Annotated in this window: 15 protein-coding genes and 1 pseudogene; 7 read left to right on the top strand and 9 right to left on the bottom strand. The window is 71.4% G+C overall.

Annotated features, from left to right (window positions below):
- Positions 1-33 precede the first annotated feature (33 nt).
- Positions 34-348: a hypothetical protein gene (locus tag AB8A24_RS16455; protein ID WP_369476320.1), complete on the bottom strand. Its 315-nt coding sequence runs from the start codon at positions 346-348 to the stop codon at positions 34-36.
- A gap of 363 nt (positions 349-711) precedes the next feature.
- The gene (locus AB8A24_RS16450) at positions 712-1,656 is read right to left on the bottom strand and encodes a glycoside hydrolase family 16 protein (RefSeq protein ID WP_328965278.1); all 945 of its coding nucleotides are present in this window, start codon (positions 1,654-1,656) and stop codon (positions 712-714) included.
- Between the two features lie 367 nt (positions 1,657-2,023).
- Here AB8A24_RS16450 and AB8A24_RS16445 point away from each other — a divergent pair, with 367 nt between their 5' ends.
- The 3 genes from AB8A24_RS16445 to AB8A24_RS16435 all read left to right on the top strand — a co-directional run bounded on the left by AB8A24_RS16445 (position 2,024) and on the right by AB8A24_RS16435 (position 5,908).
- Positions 2,024-2,470: a hypothetical protein gene (locus AB8A24_RS16445; RefSeq protein ID WP_369476317.1), complete on the top strand. Its 447-nt coding sequence runs from the start codon at positions 2,024-2,026 to the stop codon at positions 2,468-2,470.
- 106 nt (positions 2,471-2,576) lie between these two features.
- On the top strand, positions 2,577-4,658 hold the full coding sequence (locus AB8A24_RS16440) for a glycosyltransferase (protein ID WP_328966130.1): 2,082 nt from the start codon (positions 2,577-2,579) through the stop codon (positions 4,656-4,658).
- Positions 4,655-5,908: an acyltransferase gene (locus tag AB8A24_RS16435; RefSeq protein WP_369476316.1), complete on the top strand. Its 1,254-nt coding sequence runs from the start codon at positions 4,655-4,657 to the stop codon at positions 5,906-5,908. Before AB8A24_RS16440 ends, AB8A24_RS16435 begins: the two co-directional genes overlap by 4 nt.
- Positions 5,909-6,190: 282 nt before the next feature.
- On the opposite strand, the pseudogene AB8A24_RS16430 reads toward AB8A24_RS16435, so the two are convergent.
- From AB8A24_RS16430 to AB8A24_RS16400, 7 genes and pseudogenes are all read right to left on the bottom strand, one after another.
- A pseudogene (locus AB8A24_RS16430) lies at positions 6,191-6,307 on the bottom strand (cobalamin biosynthesis protein CobW); the annotation flags it as partial.
- Positions 6,308-6,383: 76 nt separating this feature from the next.
- Entirely contained in the window at positions 6,384-7,349 is a 966-nt protein-coding gene (locus AB8A24_RS16425; RefSeq protein ID WP_369476314.1) for a hypothetical protein, read from the bottom strand.
- A 193-nt stretch (positions 7,350-7,542) separates the two neighbouring features.
- The gene (locus AB8A24_RS16420; RefSeq protein ID WP_369476312.1) at positions 7,543-9,648 is read right to left on the bottom strand and encodes a xanthine dehydrogenase family protein molybdopterin-binding subunit; all 2,106 of its coding nucleotides are present in this window, start codon (positions 9,646-9,648) and stop codon (positions 7,543-7,545) included.
- A 39-nt stretch (positions 9,649-9,687) separates the two neighbouring features.
- Positions 9,688-10,695, bottom strand: coding sequence for a xanthine dehydrogenase family protein subunit M (locus AB8A24_RS16415; RefSeq protein ID WP_369476310.1), 1,008 nt, complete (start codon positions 10,693-10,695; stop codon positions 9,688-9,690).
- A complete protein-coding gene (locus AB8A24_RS16410; protein ID WP_369476378.1) occupies positions 10,692-11,237 on the bottom strand; it encodes a (2Fe-2S)-binding protein in 546 nt (181 codons plus the stop codon). The genes AB8A24_RS16415 and AB8A24_RS16410 overlap by 4 nt, the downstream gene beginning before the upstream one ends.
- A 245-nt stretch (positions 11,238-11,482) precedes the next feature.
- Entirely contained in the window at positions 11,483-11,896 is a 414-nt protein-coding gene (locus AB8A24_RS16405) for a hypothetical protein (RefSeq protein WP_369476308.1), read from the bottom strand.
- 300 nt (positions 11,897-12,196) lie between these two features.
- The gene (locus AB8A24_RS16400) at positions 12,197-12,697 is read right to left on the bottom strand and encodes an N-acetyltransferase family protein (protein WP_369476306.1); all 501 of its coding nucleotides are present in this window, start codon (positions 12,695-12,697) and stop codon (positions 12,197-12,199) included.
- 760 nt (positions 12,698-13,457) lie between these two features.
- On the opposite strand from AB8A24_RS16400, the gene AB8A24_RS16395 reads away from it, so the two are divergent.
- From AB8A24_RS16395 to AB8A24_RS16380, 4 genes are all read left to right on the top strand, one after another.
- On the top strand, positions 13,458-13,892 hold the full coding sequence (locus AB8A24_RS16395; RefSeq protein ID WP_369476304.1) for a hypothetical protein: 435 nt from the start codon (positions 13,458-13,460) through the stop codon (positions 13,890-13,892).
- A 355-nt stretch (positions 13,893-14,247) separates the two neighbouring features.
- On the top strand, positions 14,248-15,585 hold the full coding sequence (locus AB8A24_RS16390) for a fibronectin type III domain-containing protein (protein WP_369476302.1): 1,338 nt from the start codon (positions 14,248-14,250) through the stop codon (positions 15,583-15,585).
- Positions 15,586-15,642: 57 nt separating this feature from the next.
- Positions 15,643-16,389 (top strand): lytic polysaccharide monooxygenase, encoded by a 747-nt coding sequence (locus AB8A24_RS16385; protein ID WP_369476300.1) that lies wholly within the window; start codon positions 15,643-15,645, stop codon positions 16,387-16,389.
- Between the two features lie 444 nt (positions 16,390-16,833).
- Entirely contained in the window at positions 16,834-17,733 is a 900-nt protein-coding gene (locus AB8A24_RS16380; protein WP_369476298.1) for a lysostaphin resistance A-like protein, read from the top strand.
- The last annotated feature ends 15 nt before the right edge of the window (positions 17,734-17,748 follow it).

Here is a 17,748-nt window from a genome sequence, read left to right as displayed (position 1 = left end):
GGAGCGCGGGCCGGCTGCGACCAGGTCCCGGGATCAGTGGGAGCCGGGCCGGGTGGCGCGGGCGTGGTGGGTCTCGAAGCGCTGGAAGGCCGCCTCCTGCCGCCGCTCGACCTGCGCCTTCGGGCCGGCCTTCAGGAACCGGGCGCACCGCTCGCTCGGGTGCTCGGCGCCCTGGACGCCGCGGGCACACGCCCCGGTCGGACGGTAGCCGGTACGGAGGTCACGGTTCCACAGGCCACGGCCCGGCAGGAACGAGTGCTCCAGGCAGGCCCGGGCCAGGTCCTTAGGTCCTCGGGCTTGAGGACCGCCGGGGGGCGGTACGCCGGGCCGGGCGTCGCCCCGTGTCACCCGGGAGGCCCCGCAGAGGATCGTTCCTTCCGGGGGGACTGCATCCACCACCTGGGCTCAGGTGTGATGCGGGCCGCAGGTCAGGTCGTTCGTCGGCGTGCTCGGCCGCGTTGGCCGCCCAGGCCGAAGCGGGTGTGTCACGTCCGCTTCGGCGGGGAGCGCGGTGGGTCCGTCTCCGACCAGACGGAGCCGGTCCGCCCGCACATGTGGAACGAAGGCACGCACCGTGTCCGCGTCGCGGTAGCCGGGTGGAAGCCTGACGTCCCGACAGGAATGGCCGGGCGGGGCTTTTTGCCGTTCCTGAGCGGCAGTTGGCCGATCGTGGAGCGATTCGCGGCTACCGGCGCCCCGGACGACCGTACTTCAGGACTTCGGCACGGTGTTGATGTAGTTGGCGCCGGCGCTGTAGAAGCCGTCCACCGTTTTCTGGACATCCGCCAGGGAAACAGCCTCACCGGCTTTGTAGTAGAACCAGTTGACCTTCATGTCCCATGCGCGCGGACCGCCGGTGAAGGGAAGGTCGATGAACCAGTTGCTGAAGTGGATGTCCATTTTCTCGCGCGGTACGTACTTGCCCGAGCTGGTGAACAGCTCCTTGCCGTCCAGGGAATAGGTCGCTTTTCCGTTCACGGCGGTGATCATCATGACATGCCAACCGTCAAGGCGCTGCTTGGACGTGTGGCTGACTCGGTCCGGCGGATCGGCCTTGTACCAGCTGACGGTGTCGAGTTGCGGACCCACCGAACCCCAGCCGCCGTTCGGCAGGTACTCGTGGTCGAGTTCGCTGTAGTTCGCCGAGGAGTCCGAGGGGGATATCGCGAAGAAGGTCTGGACGACGTGGTCGCCGTTGCGACCGCTCGTGGGCTTGTTGCTGAAGTGGACCCGAGCGGCGTAGGTCCCCGTGAAGAGGTCGGTTCCGGTGCTCTGCACCTCGACCTGCTTGGTGCCCTGCTTGGTGCCGTCGGTGGAGGCCTGCAGTTGCAGGACCCTGCCCCCCTGGGCGGTCGTGTCGGAGGGGAAGCCGGCGCCGGCGCCGGACCAGGTGTCCTTGATCCCCGGGCTGCCCGCGCCGTTACGGACCTCCCAGCCGTTGGCGGTGAGCGAGGGGTCGTCGGGGCCGCTGTAGTGGAAATTGTCGAACAGGGTTCCCGGCGGTCCGGACGGGCTCGGCGAGGCGCTGGGGGCCGCGCCATCGGCGCCGCTGCCGGATGCGGAGCCGCCGGAACACGCGGCGAGTACGCACAGAAGGACGGGCAGCGTGAGCGCGGTCCACACGCGGCGACGAGAGGTGCGGCGGGACTGGCTCACACGGGCTCCTTGGGGCGTAGAGGCGGTACCAGGACACGCCCTATTTGCATGAGGATCAAATGACTGATCACGCGAGGGGGGCATCGTAGCGCCGACTCGGATGGTGTCTCGCAGGTGGTCGATCGATATCCGGAGACCTCGCATCTCGCCTACTGATCGGTACATCCAATTGTCATCTCGATCCGATTACGACACCTGAGCAGATCACGCCAAATGCATACATCGGGCCAAATTCGATTGAGGTCGATGTACTAGCGTTCGCCCTGCTGTCCTGCGGTCTACGCACCCTGCGCCGAAAGGCCTCGCAAGGTGCGCGCAATCATCAATTTCCATCGACCGTTGGCCGGCGCACCGGGCGGAGCCTGACATGTTTGAGTCAAATTCTCGGGAGTCCGCTCCCGCACCGGTATTCGTCGACCAGTCGGGTCTGCGCGGCCGTCTGCTACGGGGCTTCGGCTGGCCGGTCTCCGTGGTCGGCGCGGTCCTGGCGGTCGCCATGGGCAGCAGCCTGATCGGCGTGCAGGCGGACGCCCCGGCGATGGGCATCCCCGTGCAGCCCTCACGGCCGGCCGCCCCGTCGCCCTCACCCGTGCCGTCGCTGTCGCCCGGCCCGTCGTCCTACTCGTCCGCGCCCCGGACGGTCACACGGTCTGCGACACCCCAGGCGAAGACCTCGGCCACCACCGCGAAAACCCCGGCCGCCACGCCGAAGACGATCGCCGCCACGCCGAAGAACGCGGCCACCACATCGAAGAACGCGACGACCGCACCGCGCGGCACAGCGCCCCCCGGCCGACCGGCCAAGCACCCCTGATCGTCCGCACCACCCATCTCCAGGAGCGTCATTGTCCCGCCACCAGCGCCGCCGGCAGTCCCTGCTCAGGCCGCGCCGACTGGCCGCGCCACCGCTGCGCTTCTTCATGCCGCTCTCCCTGCTGGCCTGCCTGCTCGCGCTCCTCGTCCTGCGCGGCCTCGCCACCAACGAGGCGTTCCACGACTCCCGGATCGCGATCTCGGTCGACAAGACGACCGTGCCGGACGACCTGCTCAAGGGGGGCCCGATCATCGACGCGCGGGGCGCCAAGAACGAGCACCCCGTGAGCTATCACATCCCCGACCGCACCGTGGTTCTGAGCTTCGACGACGGTCCCTCGCCGGAGTGGACTCCGAAGATCCTCGAGGTGCTCGCGGCCCGCAACATCCGCGCGGACTTCTTCGTGACGGGCGCGATGACCACGCGCAACCCGGAGCTGATCCGGCAGATCGTCGCGGGCGGCCACGAACTCGGCGTGCACACCTTCACCCACCCCGATCTGGTCTACCAGTCCCACGCCCGGATGAGCTGGGAGCTGGCGCAGACGCAGCTGGCGCTGGCCGGCGTCGCGGGCGTCCACAGCGCGCTGTTCCGCCCCCCGTACTCCTCCGATGCCTCGGCGCTGGACGACTGGAACTACCCGGTGATCAAGTACGTGGGCGCGCGCGGCTACCTCACCGCGTTCATCGACCGCGACACCGACGACTGGAAGCGCCCCGGCGTCGAGGAGATAGTCAAGGCGGCGATGCCGTCCAGGCCCGGTGCGGGAGAGCTGATCCTGCTGCACGACGCGGGTGGCGACCGTACCCAGACCATCGCCGCGCTCGTACAGATCATCGACAAGCTGCAGGCCCAGGGCTACCGCTTCACCACCATCTCCGACGCACTCGGCGCCTCCAGCGCCACCGTGCCGGTGCACGGTTTCCAGCTGTGGGCCGGCAAGGGATTCATCTGGGCCACCCAGTTCGCCGTGCACACGCTGCCGGTGCTGGTCGCGCTGCTGGCCCTCGTCGGCTTCCTCAACTTCGGCCGGTTCGCGCTGATGCTCGTTCTCGCACCGATCCACGCCCGCCGCTCCAAGCGGCGGGATCTCTGGGGACCACCGGTCACCGAGCCGGTCACCGTACTGGTCCCGGCCTACAACGAGCGCGAGTGCATAGCCAACACCCTCGCCTCCTTGGCCGTCAGCGATCATCCGATCGAGGTGATCGTCATCGACGACGGCTCGACGGACGGCACCGCGGACATCGTCGAGGAGATGGACCTGCCGTTCGTCCGGCTGATCCGCCAGGTCAACGGCGGCAAGTCCAGCGCGCTCAACACCGGCATCGCGGCAGCCTCGTACGACATCATCGTGATGATGGACGGCGACACCGTCTTCGAGCCGTCCACCGTACGCGAGCTGGTCCAGCCCTTCGGCGACCCGGCGATCGGCGCGGTCGCGGGCAACGCCAAGGTCGGCAACCGGGAGAGCCTGATCGGCGCCTGGCAGCACATCGAATACGTCCTCGGCCACAACCTGGACCGCCGGATGTACGACATGCTGGGCGTCATCCCGACCATCCCCGGCGCTGTCGGTGCCTTCCGCAAGGAGGCCCTGCGGCAGACCGGCGGGATGAGCGACGACACCCTCGCCGAGGACACCGACATCACCATCGCGGTGCTCTGCGACGGCTGGCGGATCGTCTACGCAGAGCGCGCCCGCGCCTGGACCGAGGCGCCCGCCAGCCTCCAGCAGCTCTGGTCCCAGCGGTACCGCTGGAGCTACGGCAGCATGCAGGCGATGTGGAAGCACCGCGGCGCCGTGACCTCCCGCGGTCCGGCCGGGCGCTTCGGCCGGATCGGGCTGCCGCTCGTCGTGCTCTTCGGCGTGGTCGCCCCGCTGCTGGCGCCGCTGGTCGACCTGTTCCTGCTGTACGGCGTGCTGTTCGGGGACGCCCCGATCACCCTCACCAGTTGGGGCGGCTTCATCCTGCTCCAGGCCGCACTGTCCTGGTACGCCTTCCGGCTCGACGGCGAGAAGCCCTGGCATCTGATCAGCCTGCCGATCCAGCAACTCGTCTACCGACAGCTGATGTACATCGTCCTGCTGCAGTCCGCGATCACGGCGATGACCGGTGGCCGGCTGCGGTGGCAGAAGCTCCGCCGCACCGGCGAGGTCGCCGTACCCGTGGAGGCCCGACCGTGACCGCACCCATCGACCTCGGGCGCCCCTACGACACCGTCCAGCTGAGGGTGCTCCCCGGCGTGCCGCGGCAGGAGCCGGAGCCGCAGGCACCGCCCGAGCGCAAGGGCGGCCGCGACCGCTATTTCGACCTGCTGCGCGCCCTGGCGCTGGGCCGCGTGGTGCTCTACCACAACTTCGGCTGGTTCTGGCTGCCCCTCGTCTTCCCGTCGATGGGCGTGATGTTCGCGCTGGCCGGCTCGCTCATGGCCCGCTCGCTCAGCCGTCCCGCCCTCGGCGTGATCCGCGGCCGACTGCGCCGGCTGCTGCCGCCGATGTGGCTGTTCGGCGCCGTCGTGATCGCCCTCCAGATTCTCGACGGCTGGGGCCCCCACTCCGAGGGCCACCCCAGCTGGTGGTGGGCCAAGCTGGGCTTCTGGCTGCTGCCGCTGAGCACCCCGCCGTACGCGGACGAGCTGGCCGGCTTCCAGCACCACGTGGAACACAGCTGGGCCGCGCAGATCATCGTCCCGCTCTGGTACCTCCGGGCCTACCTGTGGTACGTCCTGCTCTCACCGCTGATGCTCCGGGCACTGCGACGCTTTCCGGTGGTGACGCTGTTCACGCCCCTGGCGCTGACGATCGTCATGAACACGTTCTTCGCCGACCAGGAGTTCATCTACAGCCGGGTGTGGGAGACCACCAACGACTTCGCCATGTTCGGCTCCTGCTGGATCCTCGGCATGGCCCACCAGGAGGGGCTGCTCAAGAAGATCCCGCAGTACGTCCTGCCGTCCATCGCGCCGCTGATCATGGTGGCCGCCCTCTGGTACCTGCAGACCCGGCCGGTCGATCCGACCGAACCGACCGACATCGAGTCCTGGCCGATCGCCCAGGCCCTTTGGTCCCTCGGCTTCGTTGCCATCCTGCTCCACGTCAGCCCGTCCTGGAAGGAGTGGCCCAGGCCGCTGGAACGCTGGAACGGCCTGGTCAGCCTGCTCAACGCACGCGCTGTCAGCGTCTACCTCTGGCACGAGGCGGCGCTGGTGGTCGCCGTCCCGCTGATCGACCCCCTCTGGAGCGTCCACTTCTTCTACACGAACCTCAAGTGGCTGCTGGCCAGCCCGTGGTTCACGCTGCTGGTGGCGCTCCCCTTGCTCGGCCTCCTGTTGCTGACCTTCGGCTGGGTCGAGGACCTGGCCGCCAAGCGCTCGCCACGACTCTTCCCGTACCCGCGCCGCCGACGGGGCAGGCGCCGGGCCGCCGACCGATGAGGCGGTGACCGCGGCCAAGGAGTCCGGACAGGACGGTCACGGGCAGTGGGACGTACGTGGTCGTGCGTCGCTCGGCCCTCGGGTGGAGCAGGCCGCGCTCGTACGCCTTCACCAGGCGCTGGTCGTGCGAAGGGTCGCTGCCGGGTTGTGGCGGCAGGCAAGGAAAGGGCTGGTGCCGCCGGCGGGTTTCCGCCGAGGCCTATCGGGAGCCGTACGGGAGCAGGGCCATGTCTGTTCCTTGTCGGTGAGGCCGGAGCGTCGGGTGGGCGGCTGGTCGGCTGGTCAGGCGACGGAGCCGAGGAGGGAATCGAAGGCGGCGGGGAGGGATTTCCACGCCTCGGGTCCGGCCGCGTACTCGGCGTCGGTGAGCAGGCACGACTCGAGGAGTTCCGCCAGCCCATGCGCTCCCTCCCCTGCCGAGCAGACCACGCAGCCTGTGGGGGCGTGGGGCCGACGACACGACAGACCGGGGACCTCAGTACAGCGGGCCGGAGGGAAACCCGTGATCCGGCGGGAACGGATCGGGCAGGACGGGAGCCGGCTGAGCGGTGGCTCCCTGCGCCCGCCGGGCGGCCAGGCGCGCGGGCCACTCGGCCGCCCACATGATCGCGGCGGCTCCCGCCAACGGCCAGAAGCCTTCGGCGTGAAGCTGGGGGTCCACGAACGCGAAGGCCGCGCAGATCAGCCACAACACCAGGCAGTGGTAGGCGACGAGGACGATCGAGGCGATGCCCGGTACGGGCAGGGACAGCGTGATCCGCGGCAGCACGAAGAGGGACGCCACGGCACACAGGGCGAGCGCCTGCCGCCACCCCGGCGCAGAGTCGAGCCGGACGCCGTCCAGGACGAGTGCGGCGAGCGCGAGTCCGGCGGCATTGAGCAGTACGGCGGCCAGCGAGCGCGCGGCTGCGTGGCTGGTGCGGCGGCGGAACAGGGCGAAGAACGTCCCGACCGTGCCGGCAACGGCCGCCACGAGCAGCCCCGAGACGACGACCGGCCACAGTCCGGCCAGGTGCGCAGAGAGACCTGCGGCGCCGCAGATCCGTACGCCGGCCCAGAGGGCGAGCGGATACACGGTCGGCAGGACCAGTAGATCGACCAGGGTCCGAAGCACGCCGAGGAACATCAGACGACGCACCGGGGCGAAGAACTCCCGGTCCGAGCCCCGGAGGTCGGGCTCCTCCGCGAGGAGCTCCCTGGCCTGTCGCAGGGACGGCCGCATCAGGAGAGCCGTCAGGCGTGACACCGCCCATATGCCCGCGCTCACGAAGATGGCCATCAGCGCCACCGCGAGCACCTGTTGGCCTGCCGAACCGGTCAGCCGGAAGTCGGCGACCAGGAGCGCGGCCACCGCCACGCCGGCAGCCACCGAAGCCAGTCGCAGCGTGACGCCGGCGCCCCTTCGCGTACGTCCGTGCCCGCGCCCGGTATCGACCGTCATCGGTTCGCCCCCTCGTGAGTCGCGACTCCGACAGAAGGCATGCCCGGCTTGAACCCTCACCAGCCGTGTGGGGTCACGCCGGTCCGGCGAAGCCGAACAGATCCGGCCAGGGTGAAGCCACCTGCCGGGGCGGCCGCGGCCCGGCGCGACACCCTCAGGCCGTCCCACGCGCCCCGTGGGCGCCCGGTCCTCCTCAGCCGAGCGCCGCCAGGACGCGGTCCGGGGTGAGGGGGAGTGCGCGGATCCGGCGGCCGGTCGCGTGGTGGAAGGCATTGCCGATGGCTGCCGCCGTGCCGACGATGCCGATCTCGCCGATGCCCTTGCCGCCCACCGGGTTCAGGTGCTTGTCGTGCTCGTCCAGCCAGTGCACCTCGATGTCGGGCACGTCGGCGTGGGCGGGGACGTGGTAGGAGGCGAGGTCGTTCTCGGTGAAGTCCCCGAAAGCCGGGTCCATGGTGCTGTGTTCGGTGAGGGCCATGCCCAGACCCATGACCATGCCGCCGACCAACTGGGAGCGGGCGGTGAGCGGGTTCAGGATGCGGCCCGCGGCGAAGACGCCCAGGAGCCTGCGGACCCGGACCTCGCCCGTCACGGTGTCGGTCTGCACCTGCGCGAAGTGGGCGCCGAACGCGTGCCTGGCGTACGGGGACTTCTGCTTGGCGGAGGCCGTCGTATCGGCGGGGACGGACACGCCGGCCTCCGGGATCGGGCCGGAGCGGCGGGCGAGCAGGGCGACCAGGCTCGTGCAGGCGTTGTGGACCGCCCAGCCCCAGGAGGCCGTGCCGGCCGAGCCGCCGGCCACCGAGCCCTGCGGCAGCGCGGAATGCCCGATCTCCACCGTCACCCGGTCCAGGGGGACCCGCAGCGCGTCGGCGGCGATCTGTGCCAGGACGGTGCGGGCGCCGGTGCCGAGGTCGGTGGCGTTGGTCCGCACGAGGTACGTACCGTCGGCGAGGGCGTGCGCCCGCGCCGAGGAGGGGGCGACGTACACCGGGTAGGTGGCGGCGGCGACCCCGGTGCCGATCAGCAGCGGGCTGTCCTGGCGGGGCGTGCGGTGCGCGGCCCAGTCGAACCGGGCGGCCCCCTCGCGCAGGCATTCCACCAGATGGCGGCTGCTGAACGGGTGGCCGCTGTCGGGTTCTGCGCCGGGCTCGTTGCGGACGCGCAGTTCGACCGGGTCGATGCCGAGGGCGCAGGCCAGCTCGTCCATGGCCGACTCCAGGGCGTACATGCCGGGGGCCTCGCCGGGCGCCCGCATCCAGGAGGGCGTGGGCACGTCGAGGGGCACGACGCGGTGGGTGGTGAGGAGGGCGGGCGCGGCGTACATGACGCGGGCGGGGACGGCTGCCTGTTCGACGAACTCCCGGACGCGGGAGGTGTGGGTGGTGACCTCGTGGGCGAGGGCGGTGAGCGTGCCGTCCGTACGGGCGCCCAGGCGTACGCGGTGCAGGGTGGGCGCGCGGTGGCCGACGACGGCCGCGAGGTGGCGCCGGGGCAGGGCGAGGGTGACGGGCCGGCCGGTGTGCCGTGCGGCCATGACGGCGAGGACGACGTGCGGGCGGGGGGTGCCCTTGCAGCCGAAGGCGCCGCCGACGTGTTCGGAGACCACCGTGACGCGGTCGGCGGGCAGCCCGAAGAGGGAGGCCAGTGTGGAGCGTACGAGCCCGGACCCCTGGCTGGAGTCGTACACGGTGAGGGTGCCGGCGTCGGCGTCCCAGTGGGCGGTGGCGGCGTGCGGCTCCATGGGGTGGTTGTGCAGCGGCGGTACGGCGTACGCGCAGTCCACCCGGACCGGCGCGGCGGCGAGCGCGGCGGCCGCGTCACCCTTCTCGCGGTGGGCCGGATAGCCGCCGTTGACCTGTTCGGGGGTGTAGGCGGCCGGGTGACCGGTGTGCAGCACGGCGTCGTGGGGCTCGGCGCCGTAGCGGACGCGGACGGCCGCGGCCCCGGCCCGGGCGGCTTCCGGGGTCTCGGCGACGGCCAAGGCCACGTACCAGCCGCGATGGGGCACTTCGGGGTCCTGGAGCACGCGGAGGGTGGGGTCGTCGCAGGGGCCCAGCCGGGGCGCGTCGTAGGGCGTGAGGACGGAGAGGACGCCGGGCAGGGCGAGCGCGCCGGCGGTGTCGACGGCGGTGACGCGTCCGCGGGCCACGGTGGCGGGCACCGGCCATGCGTACGCCCGGTCCGGCAAGGCGTACTCGGCCGCGTAGCGGGCCTTTCCCGTGACCTTCTCCCGGCCCTCCAGGCGGGTGACGGGGCTGCCGAGGGAGGGCGCCGGGGCGGCGGGGATGGAGTCCATGGCGGGTCCTCGCGATCGGGGGCGGGGCGGAGGGAGGTGTCAGGAGCGGGAGCCGCGGGAGAGGGGACTCCCGGAGAGGGTGTTGAGCACGTCGCAGGCGAGGTTGCGGGCGAGGGGGACCTTGAAGGCGTTGTCGCGCAGCGGCTCCGCCCGGTCGAGCTCGGCCTCGACGGCCTCCCGTACGGCGCTCGCCGTGGGGGCGGCGCCCAGCAGTCTTTCCTCGGCGGTGGTGGCGCGCCAGGGGCGGTGGGCGAGCCCGCCGAAGGCGAGCGCCACATGGCGGACGCGTCCCCCGGAGATGTCGAGCACGGCGGCGACGGAGACGAGCGCGAAGGCGTACGAGGCGCGGTCGCGGGCCTTGCGGTAGCGCGACGGGAGGCCGGCGCGGTCCGGCGGGAGCGTGACAGCCGTGACGATCTCGCCGGGCTCGATGACGGTGTCCCGTTCGGGGTGGTCGCCCGGCAGCCGGTGGAAAGCGGTCGCGGGCACCGTACGGGCGCCGTCGGGGCCCTGGAGTTCGACGGCCGCGTCGAGCGCGACGAGTGCCACGGCCATGTCGGACGGGTGGGTGGCGATGCACTGCGGGGAGTGGCCGAGGACGGCGTGGTCCCGGTGGACTCCGTCGCGGGCGCCGCAGCCGGTGCCGGGCTCCCGCTTGTTGCAGGGTTTGGCCACGTCCTGGAAGTAGGGGCAGCGGGTGCGCTGGAGCAGGTTGCCGCCGGTGGTGGCGACATTGCGCAACTGGGCCGAGGCACCGGCCAGGAGCGCCTGCGACAGGGCGGGGTAGCGGGTGCGGACGAGGGGATGGAGCGCGACGTCGCTGCCCCGCACCCCGGAGCCGATCCGCAGGCCGCCGTCCGCGGTCACCTCGACGGAGCCGAGCGGCAGGCCGGCGAGGTCGACGAGGGTGTCGGGGGCTTCGACCCCGAGCTTCATGAGGTCCACGAGGTTGGTGCCGCCGCCGAGGTAGCGGGAGCCGGCCCGTGCGCCGTGGGCGGCGATGGCCTCGGCGAGGCCGGTGGCCCGCACGTACGCGAACGGCTTCACGCGACCACCCGCCCGTCACCGGGAGCCCGGTCCGGGGCATCGGCCTGCGAGAGCGCGGCCACGTCCCGTACGGCGTCCACGATGCGCGGGTACGCGCCGCAGCGGCACAGGTTGCCGCTCATCGCCTCGGCGATCCCGGAGCGGCTGAGGTCCGCGGCCCCGGGGTCGGCGGCCGCCTCGGCGAGCAGGCCGGCGGCGGAGCAGAGCTGGCCGGGCGTGCAGTAGCCGCACTGGAAGGCGTCCCGTTCGATGAAGGCCTCCTGCAGTGGGTGCAGACCGTCTGTTCCCTCGCCGCCCAGCCCCTCCACGGTGGTGACCCGGGTGCCGTCATGGGCGACGGCGAGCAGCAGGCAGCTGTTGGCGCGCCGGCCGTCGACCAGGACGGTGCAGGCGCCGCACTGGCCGTGGTCACAGCCCTTCTTGGCGCCGGTCAGGCCGAGGTGCTCCCGCAGCAGGTCCAGGAGGGTGACCCGGTGGTCCACCTCGAGCTCGTACCGCCGGCCGTTCACATGCAGCCCGACGCTGGAGCGGGTCTCCTGCATTGGATGCGCCACTGTTGCCCCTTTGCCCAGGAATATCTACAGACCTCCCCTCGGATAACCGGCCGGGGCGGATCTCACACCTCCCGTGTGGGACAAGCGGGTGCGTGGAGGTGTGACGGTGGGCCCGGGCGGTGGACCGATCCGGCGGTCCGTCGGCAGGGCTGCGACCGCAAGCGGCCGGCCGGCCGCGCCCGTCCTGTGGTCGCCCGGTGGCGTCGCGCACACCGTCGCGCCGCCTCCCGGTGTCACAGGGGCCGATGGTTGAACCAGGCGTGGCTTTCCGGCTGGTTGGGGCGGACGATCGCCAGGACCGCCGGCACGAGCCAGGCGAATCCCAGCAGAGGTATCACCTGGAAGAACGCCCAGCTGAACGGCAGGGCCGTCCACCCGTAGGCGAAGGCGGACACGCGCAGATTCCGGTGGCGCGTGGGGAACTTGAGGGCGGCGGTGACACCCCATGCGGCGACCGCGAGGACGAGTAGGCCGGCGAACACGACCATCCCGGCATGATCCTCGCCCGGCGTGGTGCAACACGGGGTGGAGGCGTCACCGTCGCCCCAGATGGCTGTGGCGACGGCCACGCTGTTGGCCACCAGAGCGACTCCGAGGAGGGCCTGCCCGCCGGCCAGGACCATCATCAGCACACGCAGGCTCCGCACGGCGTCCGGCATCCGCGCGCCGGGGGGAATCGGCTCGTGGGGGAGTCCTCCCGGCGCGCCGGGGCCTCCCGGTCCCACGGCTTCTGGGTTGCTGTTCGCGGGCGGCCGCTGCCAAGGCCGCCGGCCGCCTGATTCCTCGTCGTCCGCGCTCATCCTGACGGTCCTTCCGCTGGAAAGGCCTCGCACCTGCGCGCCATGCTCCGGCGGCTCGTGCCGAGTGTCCAGCCGCAATCCGGCCGGCGCCGCCGCACCGCTCCGACCGGGCCGCGCACCCCCTTCGGGCCACGGCACGGAGCCCCGCTACAGCGTGAGACGGTAACGAACCTCGGTGACGGACACCCCGTCGTAGTCGTCTGCCTGGACGGCACCGTCAGCGGCGTAGCCGGCTCGTTCGTAGAACCGACGAGCCCGGGTGTTGTCGGTGAGCACCCACAGCAGGAGCGAGTCGAAACCACGGGCCAGAGCACGGGCGTGCACGGCCTGGAGGAGCGTGCGACCGATGCCGGCCCCGATGAGGGAGGGCTGAACGTACAGAGCGTGGAGCTCACCCGCGGCCGTGGCAGAGGGCCCGAAGCACGCCCAGCCCACCACCCCACCCCGGGCGTCGACCGCCACCAGATCGATCGTGGCCTTGTCCGGCCTGGTGACGTACTGCCGGCGCCGGTGCGCATCTGCCTCGACCGTCATGCGATCGAGGTAGGACTGGGGCACGATCCCGACATACGCGGCCTTCCAGCCGGTCACCCGAATCTCCGAGACGGCCGTGACATCGGCTTCGGTCATCACTCGTACAGTCGACATCGCAGCACTGTACGAGACCCGTCATCGCTGCCACCTGGGAATTTCGCGCGGGCCGCCGCGCCGGGCGCCCGGCCCGGGCCGGGCCCCACGGCACCCGTCACCGTTCGTCTCGGATCCGGCGGTCCAGGAACTCGATCAACCGTGTTTCCGAACGGGCGATCCGTTCCCGCTGTTCGCAGGGGAGCGAAGCGAGGGCGTCGACGAGGACGCGCTTCCGGTGGACGTACACCATGTTCCCCGCATAGATCCGGCACCCCGCGCACCAGGCGAATCCGATGCACCGCTCGAACAGGGCGGACTCGGGCGGGTGGTAGCGGTACTGGTACCAGCGGACGGGCGTCCCGCAGGCGGCGCAGACCCGCCGGTCCCCGTCGGGGACGGTGTCCCAGGTCGCGACCTTGCGCCAATGCTGCCGTCCGGCCGGTGCTCTTCATGTCGTCATGCCGGTCATCCTCGATCACGCCGAGGCGCCCGTCCAACCGTTTCGGCGCCGTCGGGCCGGCGAAGGCGCTGCACCCGAGCCCGGCCGAGGGCCCGTTCGCCGGTCTGTGCCCGCCGGCCTGGTACGGACCTCAAACGCCACCCTCACCCTCATTCGTGCGCCGACCAGCACCTACGGCATGGTGGGGGCATGATGAGATCTCTCGCGGCAGCGGGTCTGCAGATAGTGGGCGGGTGGGTCGAGCCCGTGGGGCTCATACCGCCGCTCATCACCGGCCAGGCGCCGAGCTGTCCGCCTGAGGAAGGACGCGTCGAGTCGGTGCTTGACGTCATCGACCCGCTGCTGCACGAGAAGGCGAACGCAGATTGGTACCGACTGGCGGTCGAAGGGGGGCTCTTCTCCGAGGCCGACCGCAGATTCCTGCTCGCCCACAGTCCCGTGGAGGGCGGCCCCAGCCGGTGGTGCTGCGTCGAGTTGCAGGACGACTGGGACATCATGGGCAAGGGCGCCGCCGGGCTGCTCGGCAGCGCGCCGTTGTGCCCAGAGTTCCGCATGCTTTCGCTCGACGGGAACGTGCTGTGCTTCGCAACGACGTGGCAACACTCGATCAGTACCTCGGTGCTGACAGCGCCGCATCGTTCGCGAGTCCTCCGCCGGTTCGCCGAATGGGTTGCCCAGGGGGCGTTGGACCGGCCGAACGAGCCGCCGCTGAGCACGGTGGTACGCCGCTGGCTCGACGCATCCTCCGGTTGAACGGGACGGACGGAGACCGACGGACCGCGGTAGCGCCGGCCCGGTCATCTCGTGCGGGCGGCGGACCTTTGCCGAACAGCTGCCAGGGTTGACCCGTCGGTCTCGGCATTGGCGCCATGGGCGCAGCACCCGGGGCCGGGAACGGAGCGTGATCTTCGGTGTTCGCAGGGTCGGCGGCTGAGGACAGGGGATCAAGGGCGCCCTATCCGGACCTTAAGGGACGGATAACAGCGAGCTCGTAGCCCCTCAGAGGCCCGTTCCGGCCGCAAACCGCGCTTAGTGTCACGGGTGTTGACCGAGGCACTTCTCGATGCTGCCGCTGCACCGGCGGATCGGCTTTACCAAGAGGTTTCTGATGTCCCGAAAGCGAATTGCCCTGGCCTGCGTGGCCGTAGTCGTCGGGGTCTGCTCCGTCGTCGTACCCGTTGCCGCCAATGCGGGAGAGGAAGAGGACGGCTTCAGCGCCGCCTGCCGCGTAGCGGACCAGGCCACCGTGTGGTGGGCGTCCGGCGAGGTCTCCCTGGCCAACAAGGGGGACCGGCCCGTACGGGACTGGACCGCCGAGTTCGACGTGTCGCAGGGGCAGGTCACCCTCGACAACCCCTGGGCGTACGAACTCCGTCAGGCCGGCAAGCACGTCACCATCAAGCCGATCGCCGACCGCGCCGACGTGGCCGCCAAGGGCAACCGGGCCGTCAAGGTCGGGATCAACCCCGCCGGCAAGGGCATACCCAAGATCACCGGATGCCGCGTGAACGGCGCGTCGGGCAACGGGAGCGACACCGGCACGAATACGGCCGTCCCCGCCGACAGCGGCTCCTTCGTCAAGGACGACACCGCCGTCCACCTGATGTGGAAGCCGCCCGTCGGCGGCGCCGAGGTCGTGCGCTACGAGGTCTTCCAGGACGGCAAGCAGGTCAAGACCGTCAAGGACACGATGACGGACATCGAGCGACTGGCCCCCGCCACCCGGTACGCGTTCAAGGTCCGCGCCGTCCGCGCCGACGGCCGCACCACCGGCTTCAGCAAGGACATCGTGCTCACCACCCTTGCGGCGCCCGGCCAGGACAAGGCGAAGCCGGTCATCCCCGCGGACCTGGAGGCGACGGCCTCCGGCCCGTACCAGGCCTCCCTGCGCTGGCGCGCGGCAACCGACGACGTCGCCGTCACCGGCTACCGGATCTATCGCAACGGCACGAAGGTCCAGGAGGCGGACGCCAGGGCCACCTCGGCCACCGTCTCCGGCCTGACCGCGAGCACCGCCTACCGCTTCAAGGTCACCGCCGTCGACGCCGCCGGCAAGGAGTCCGACCCGACCCGCGAAGCACAGGTGACGACCACCGCGGCCCCCGACGGGAACGGCGGCAGTGCCACCCCCGGCGACTTCGCCGCCACCACCGCCACGAAGCAGGACGGCGGTGTCACCCAGCACTACCTGAACCTCACCTGGTCCGTCCCGCAGGGCGTCGGCCAGATCACCGCCTACCAGGTCTACCTGAACGGCAAACCCGCCCAGACCTTCATGTGGGGCACCGGCGACCCGGTGCTGCCGGTCCCGACGACGAAGGGTTCGCGCGAGGTGCTCGTCGGCGCCCACCCCGGCGCGACGTACACCGTGAAGATCCGGGCGCGGCTCGGCGACGGCACGTGGGGCGCGTTCTCCCGCGAGCTGACCGTGAAGACAGGCGGCTGACCGCCCGCCTGCCGCCTCACGTACACGACCGACCCCATGACCAGGAGCGTCCCCCTCATGAGTACGACCCGCACCGCCGGCACGACTTCCCCCGACCCGGCACGGCCCCCCGCCCGCCGCACTGCCCTCCTGCGCCTCACCGCGCTCGTGGCCCTCCCCCTCGCCGTGACCACCCTCGGCTCCGCGCCCGCCTCCGCTCACGGCTCCACCGCCGACCCGGTGAGCCGCAGCGTGTCCTGCACCAAGAACCCGAAGGCGAGTGAGGCCTGCCGGCTGGCCCTCGCCCAGAGCCCCGGCATCCCCGGCGACTGGAAGTCGATCGTCCAGGGCCGCGCCATCGACCACAGCACCCCGACCTCCTCCCCGCAGCACCGCGCCCGCATCCCCGACGGCAAGCTGTGCAGTGCCGGCAACGCGCAGTTCTCCGGCCTGGACCTGGCGCGCGACGACTTCCCCTCGACGACACTGCCAGGCGGCGCCGAGTACGACCTCCGCTACGACATCAGCGCGCTGCACAACCCGTACCGCATGGAGATGTACGTCACCAAGGACGGTTACGACCCGAAGAAGCCGCTGAAGTGGTCCGACCTGGAGGACACCCCTTTCCTCAGCGCCGACAACACCGCGGCCACGGCGGCACCCTCGGGCTTCCTCGGCGCGAAGGCGTTCACGTTCAAGGCGGTGCTCCCCGAAAAGAAGGGCAAGCACCTGATCTACACGATCTGGCACGGGCTGAAGCGGCCCGACGGCTCCTTCCAGAGCGAGGAGGCCTTCTACTCCTGTTCGGATGTCACCTTCAAGTAGGCGGACGCCGTCAGGCCCCACACCCCGAGCCCGGGTACCCCCTTCCCCGGGCTCGGGGGTTCGCCGGCCCGTGGCTGTCGCCGTCGGCCGCCCGCCCGAGACCCGGGGCGAGGTCACCGCGGTGACCGTCACCAGCACCGACCGATGCGGGACCGCGTCTGGCTGTGGTGGTCGGGCACGGGCGCCGTTCCGACCTGGTCCGCCGTGGCTCAACGGCGCACCCCAGGTACGCAGGGCGTGGCGGGGCGCGCCGTCGGCCGGGCGCGGCGCCGCGAACGGGCAAACAGAACGGGCAAGCACACCTGGTCGGCGGGCGAGAGTGGGGGTGTACCTGGATACACCCCTTCCGGCACCCACGTGCAAGGACCGCCCCGACCCCAACCGGCAGAGTCGAACGCGGGGCGTGACAGTCGCGCTCCAGCGACCACGGGGAGGCCGGGCAGCGTGCAGGACCACATGCAGGACCACGAGCAGGACAAGGACAGGGACGAGGACCAGGACCGGGAGCAGGGGCAGCGGCGTGTACCGCGCAGCGGATGGGCGGCGCAGACAGGGGTGTTCCTCGCCCTCGCCTTCCTGACGGCGGGACTGTGCGGAGCGCTCCAGCCCGCGACCGGCATACCCCCCGAGGTGCTGCAACTGACCCAGTTCGGCCCTGCCCTTGCCGTGGCGGCCGTGGCACTGCTGTGGCCCGGCCGGATCAGGGACCGGCTCGCGGGAACCCTGCCCGCCCGCAGCAAAGGGCCGGCGGACCACGAGGCCCGGCTGCCGTCCGGCAACCGGGCCGCCCTCCTCCTGACCCCCGCCCTGATCACCGCACTGTCCGCGGGCGGCGCTCTGCTCATCTCCGGTTCCCTCCCCGTCACCAGCCCCCAAGCCTTCGCACACCCCCTCACCCTGCTCGTGACCGCCCAACTCATCGGTGCCTGCGCCGAGGAGATCGGATGGCGCTGCTACCTCCAGCCGCTGCTGCGCACCCGCTTCGGCCCGGTCACCGCCTCCGTCCTGGTCGGGACGGCCTGGGGCCTGTGGCACGTACCGGCCCTCACCCAGGGGCCGGCCTACGCGGCCGGATTCCTGACCGCCACCATCACGATGTCCGTGATCCTCGGCCTGGCCCTGGAACGCGTACGGAGCAACCGGCTGCTGCTCGCGGGCGGCTTCCACACCCTGGTCAACCTCGGCATGCTGTTCGTGACGGACGAGACGTCCCCGGCAACGGCGCCGATGGTGGTCTTCGGCGGCGCCTGCCTGGCCGCGGCCATCCCGTGGATCGCCTCCGCCCGACGGGCGGCGGCCACGCCGGATAAGATCACCGCCGCAACAGCGGACGGACCGCGCTGACATGACGGAACCACA

The organism is Streptomyces sp. BF23-19 (genome assembly GCF_041106355.1).
Classification (GTDB): Bacteria; Actinomycetota; Actinomycetes; order Streptomycetales; family Streptomycetaceae; genus Streptomyces; species Streptomyces virginiae_A.
Note: the sequence above shows the minus strand (reverse complement) of the source record. Positions and strands in the feature narration are given on the sequence as shown.

Excerpts from the sequence above, each read along its gene's own strand:
- AB8A24_RS16445 (WP_369476317.1), top strand. The coding sequence starts at position 2,024 with ATGTTTGAGTCAAATTCTCGGGAGTCCGCTCCCGCACCGGTATTCGTC.
- AB8A24_RS16440 (WP_328966130.1), top strand. The coding sequence starts at position 2,577 with ATGCCGCTCTCCCTGCTGGCCTGCCTGCTCGCGCTCCTCGTCCTGCGC.
- AB8A24_RS16425 (WP_369476314.1), bottom strand. The coding sequence starts at position 7,349 with ATGACGGTCGATACCGGGCGCGGGCACGGACGTACGCGAAGGGGCGCC.
- AB8A24_RS16420 (WP_369476312.1), bottom strand. The coding sequence starts at position 9,648 with ATGGACTCCATCCCCGCCGCCCCGGCGCCCTCCCTCGGCAGCCCCGTC.
- AB8A24_RS16410 (WP_369476378.1), bottom strand. The coding sequence starts at position 11,237 with ATGCAGGAGACCCGCTCCAGCGTCGGGCTGCATGTGAACGGCCGGCGG.
- AB8A24_RS16400 (WP_369476306.1), bottom strand. The coding sequence starts at position 12,697 with ATGTCGACTGTACGAGTGATGACCGAAGCCGATGTCACGGCCGTCTCG.
- AB8A24_RS16390 (WP_369476302.1), top strand. The coding sequence starts at position 14,248 with ATGTCCCGAAAGCGAATTGCCCTGGCCTGCGTGGCCGTAGTCGTCGGG.
- AB8A24_RS16385 (WP_369476300.1), top strand. The coding sequence starts at position 15,643 with ATGAGTACGACCCGCACCGCCGGCACGACTTCCCCCGACCCGGCACGG.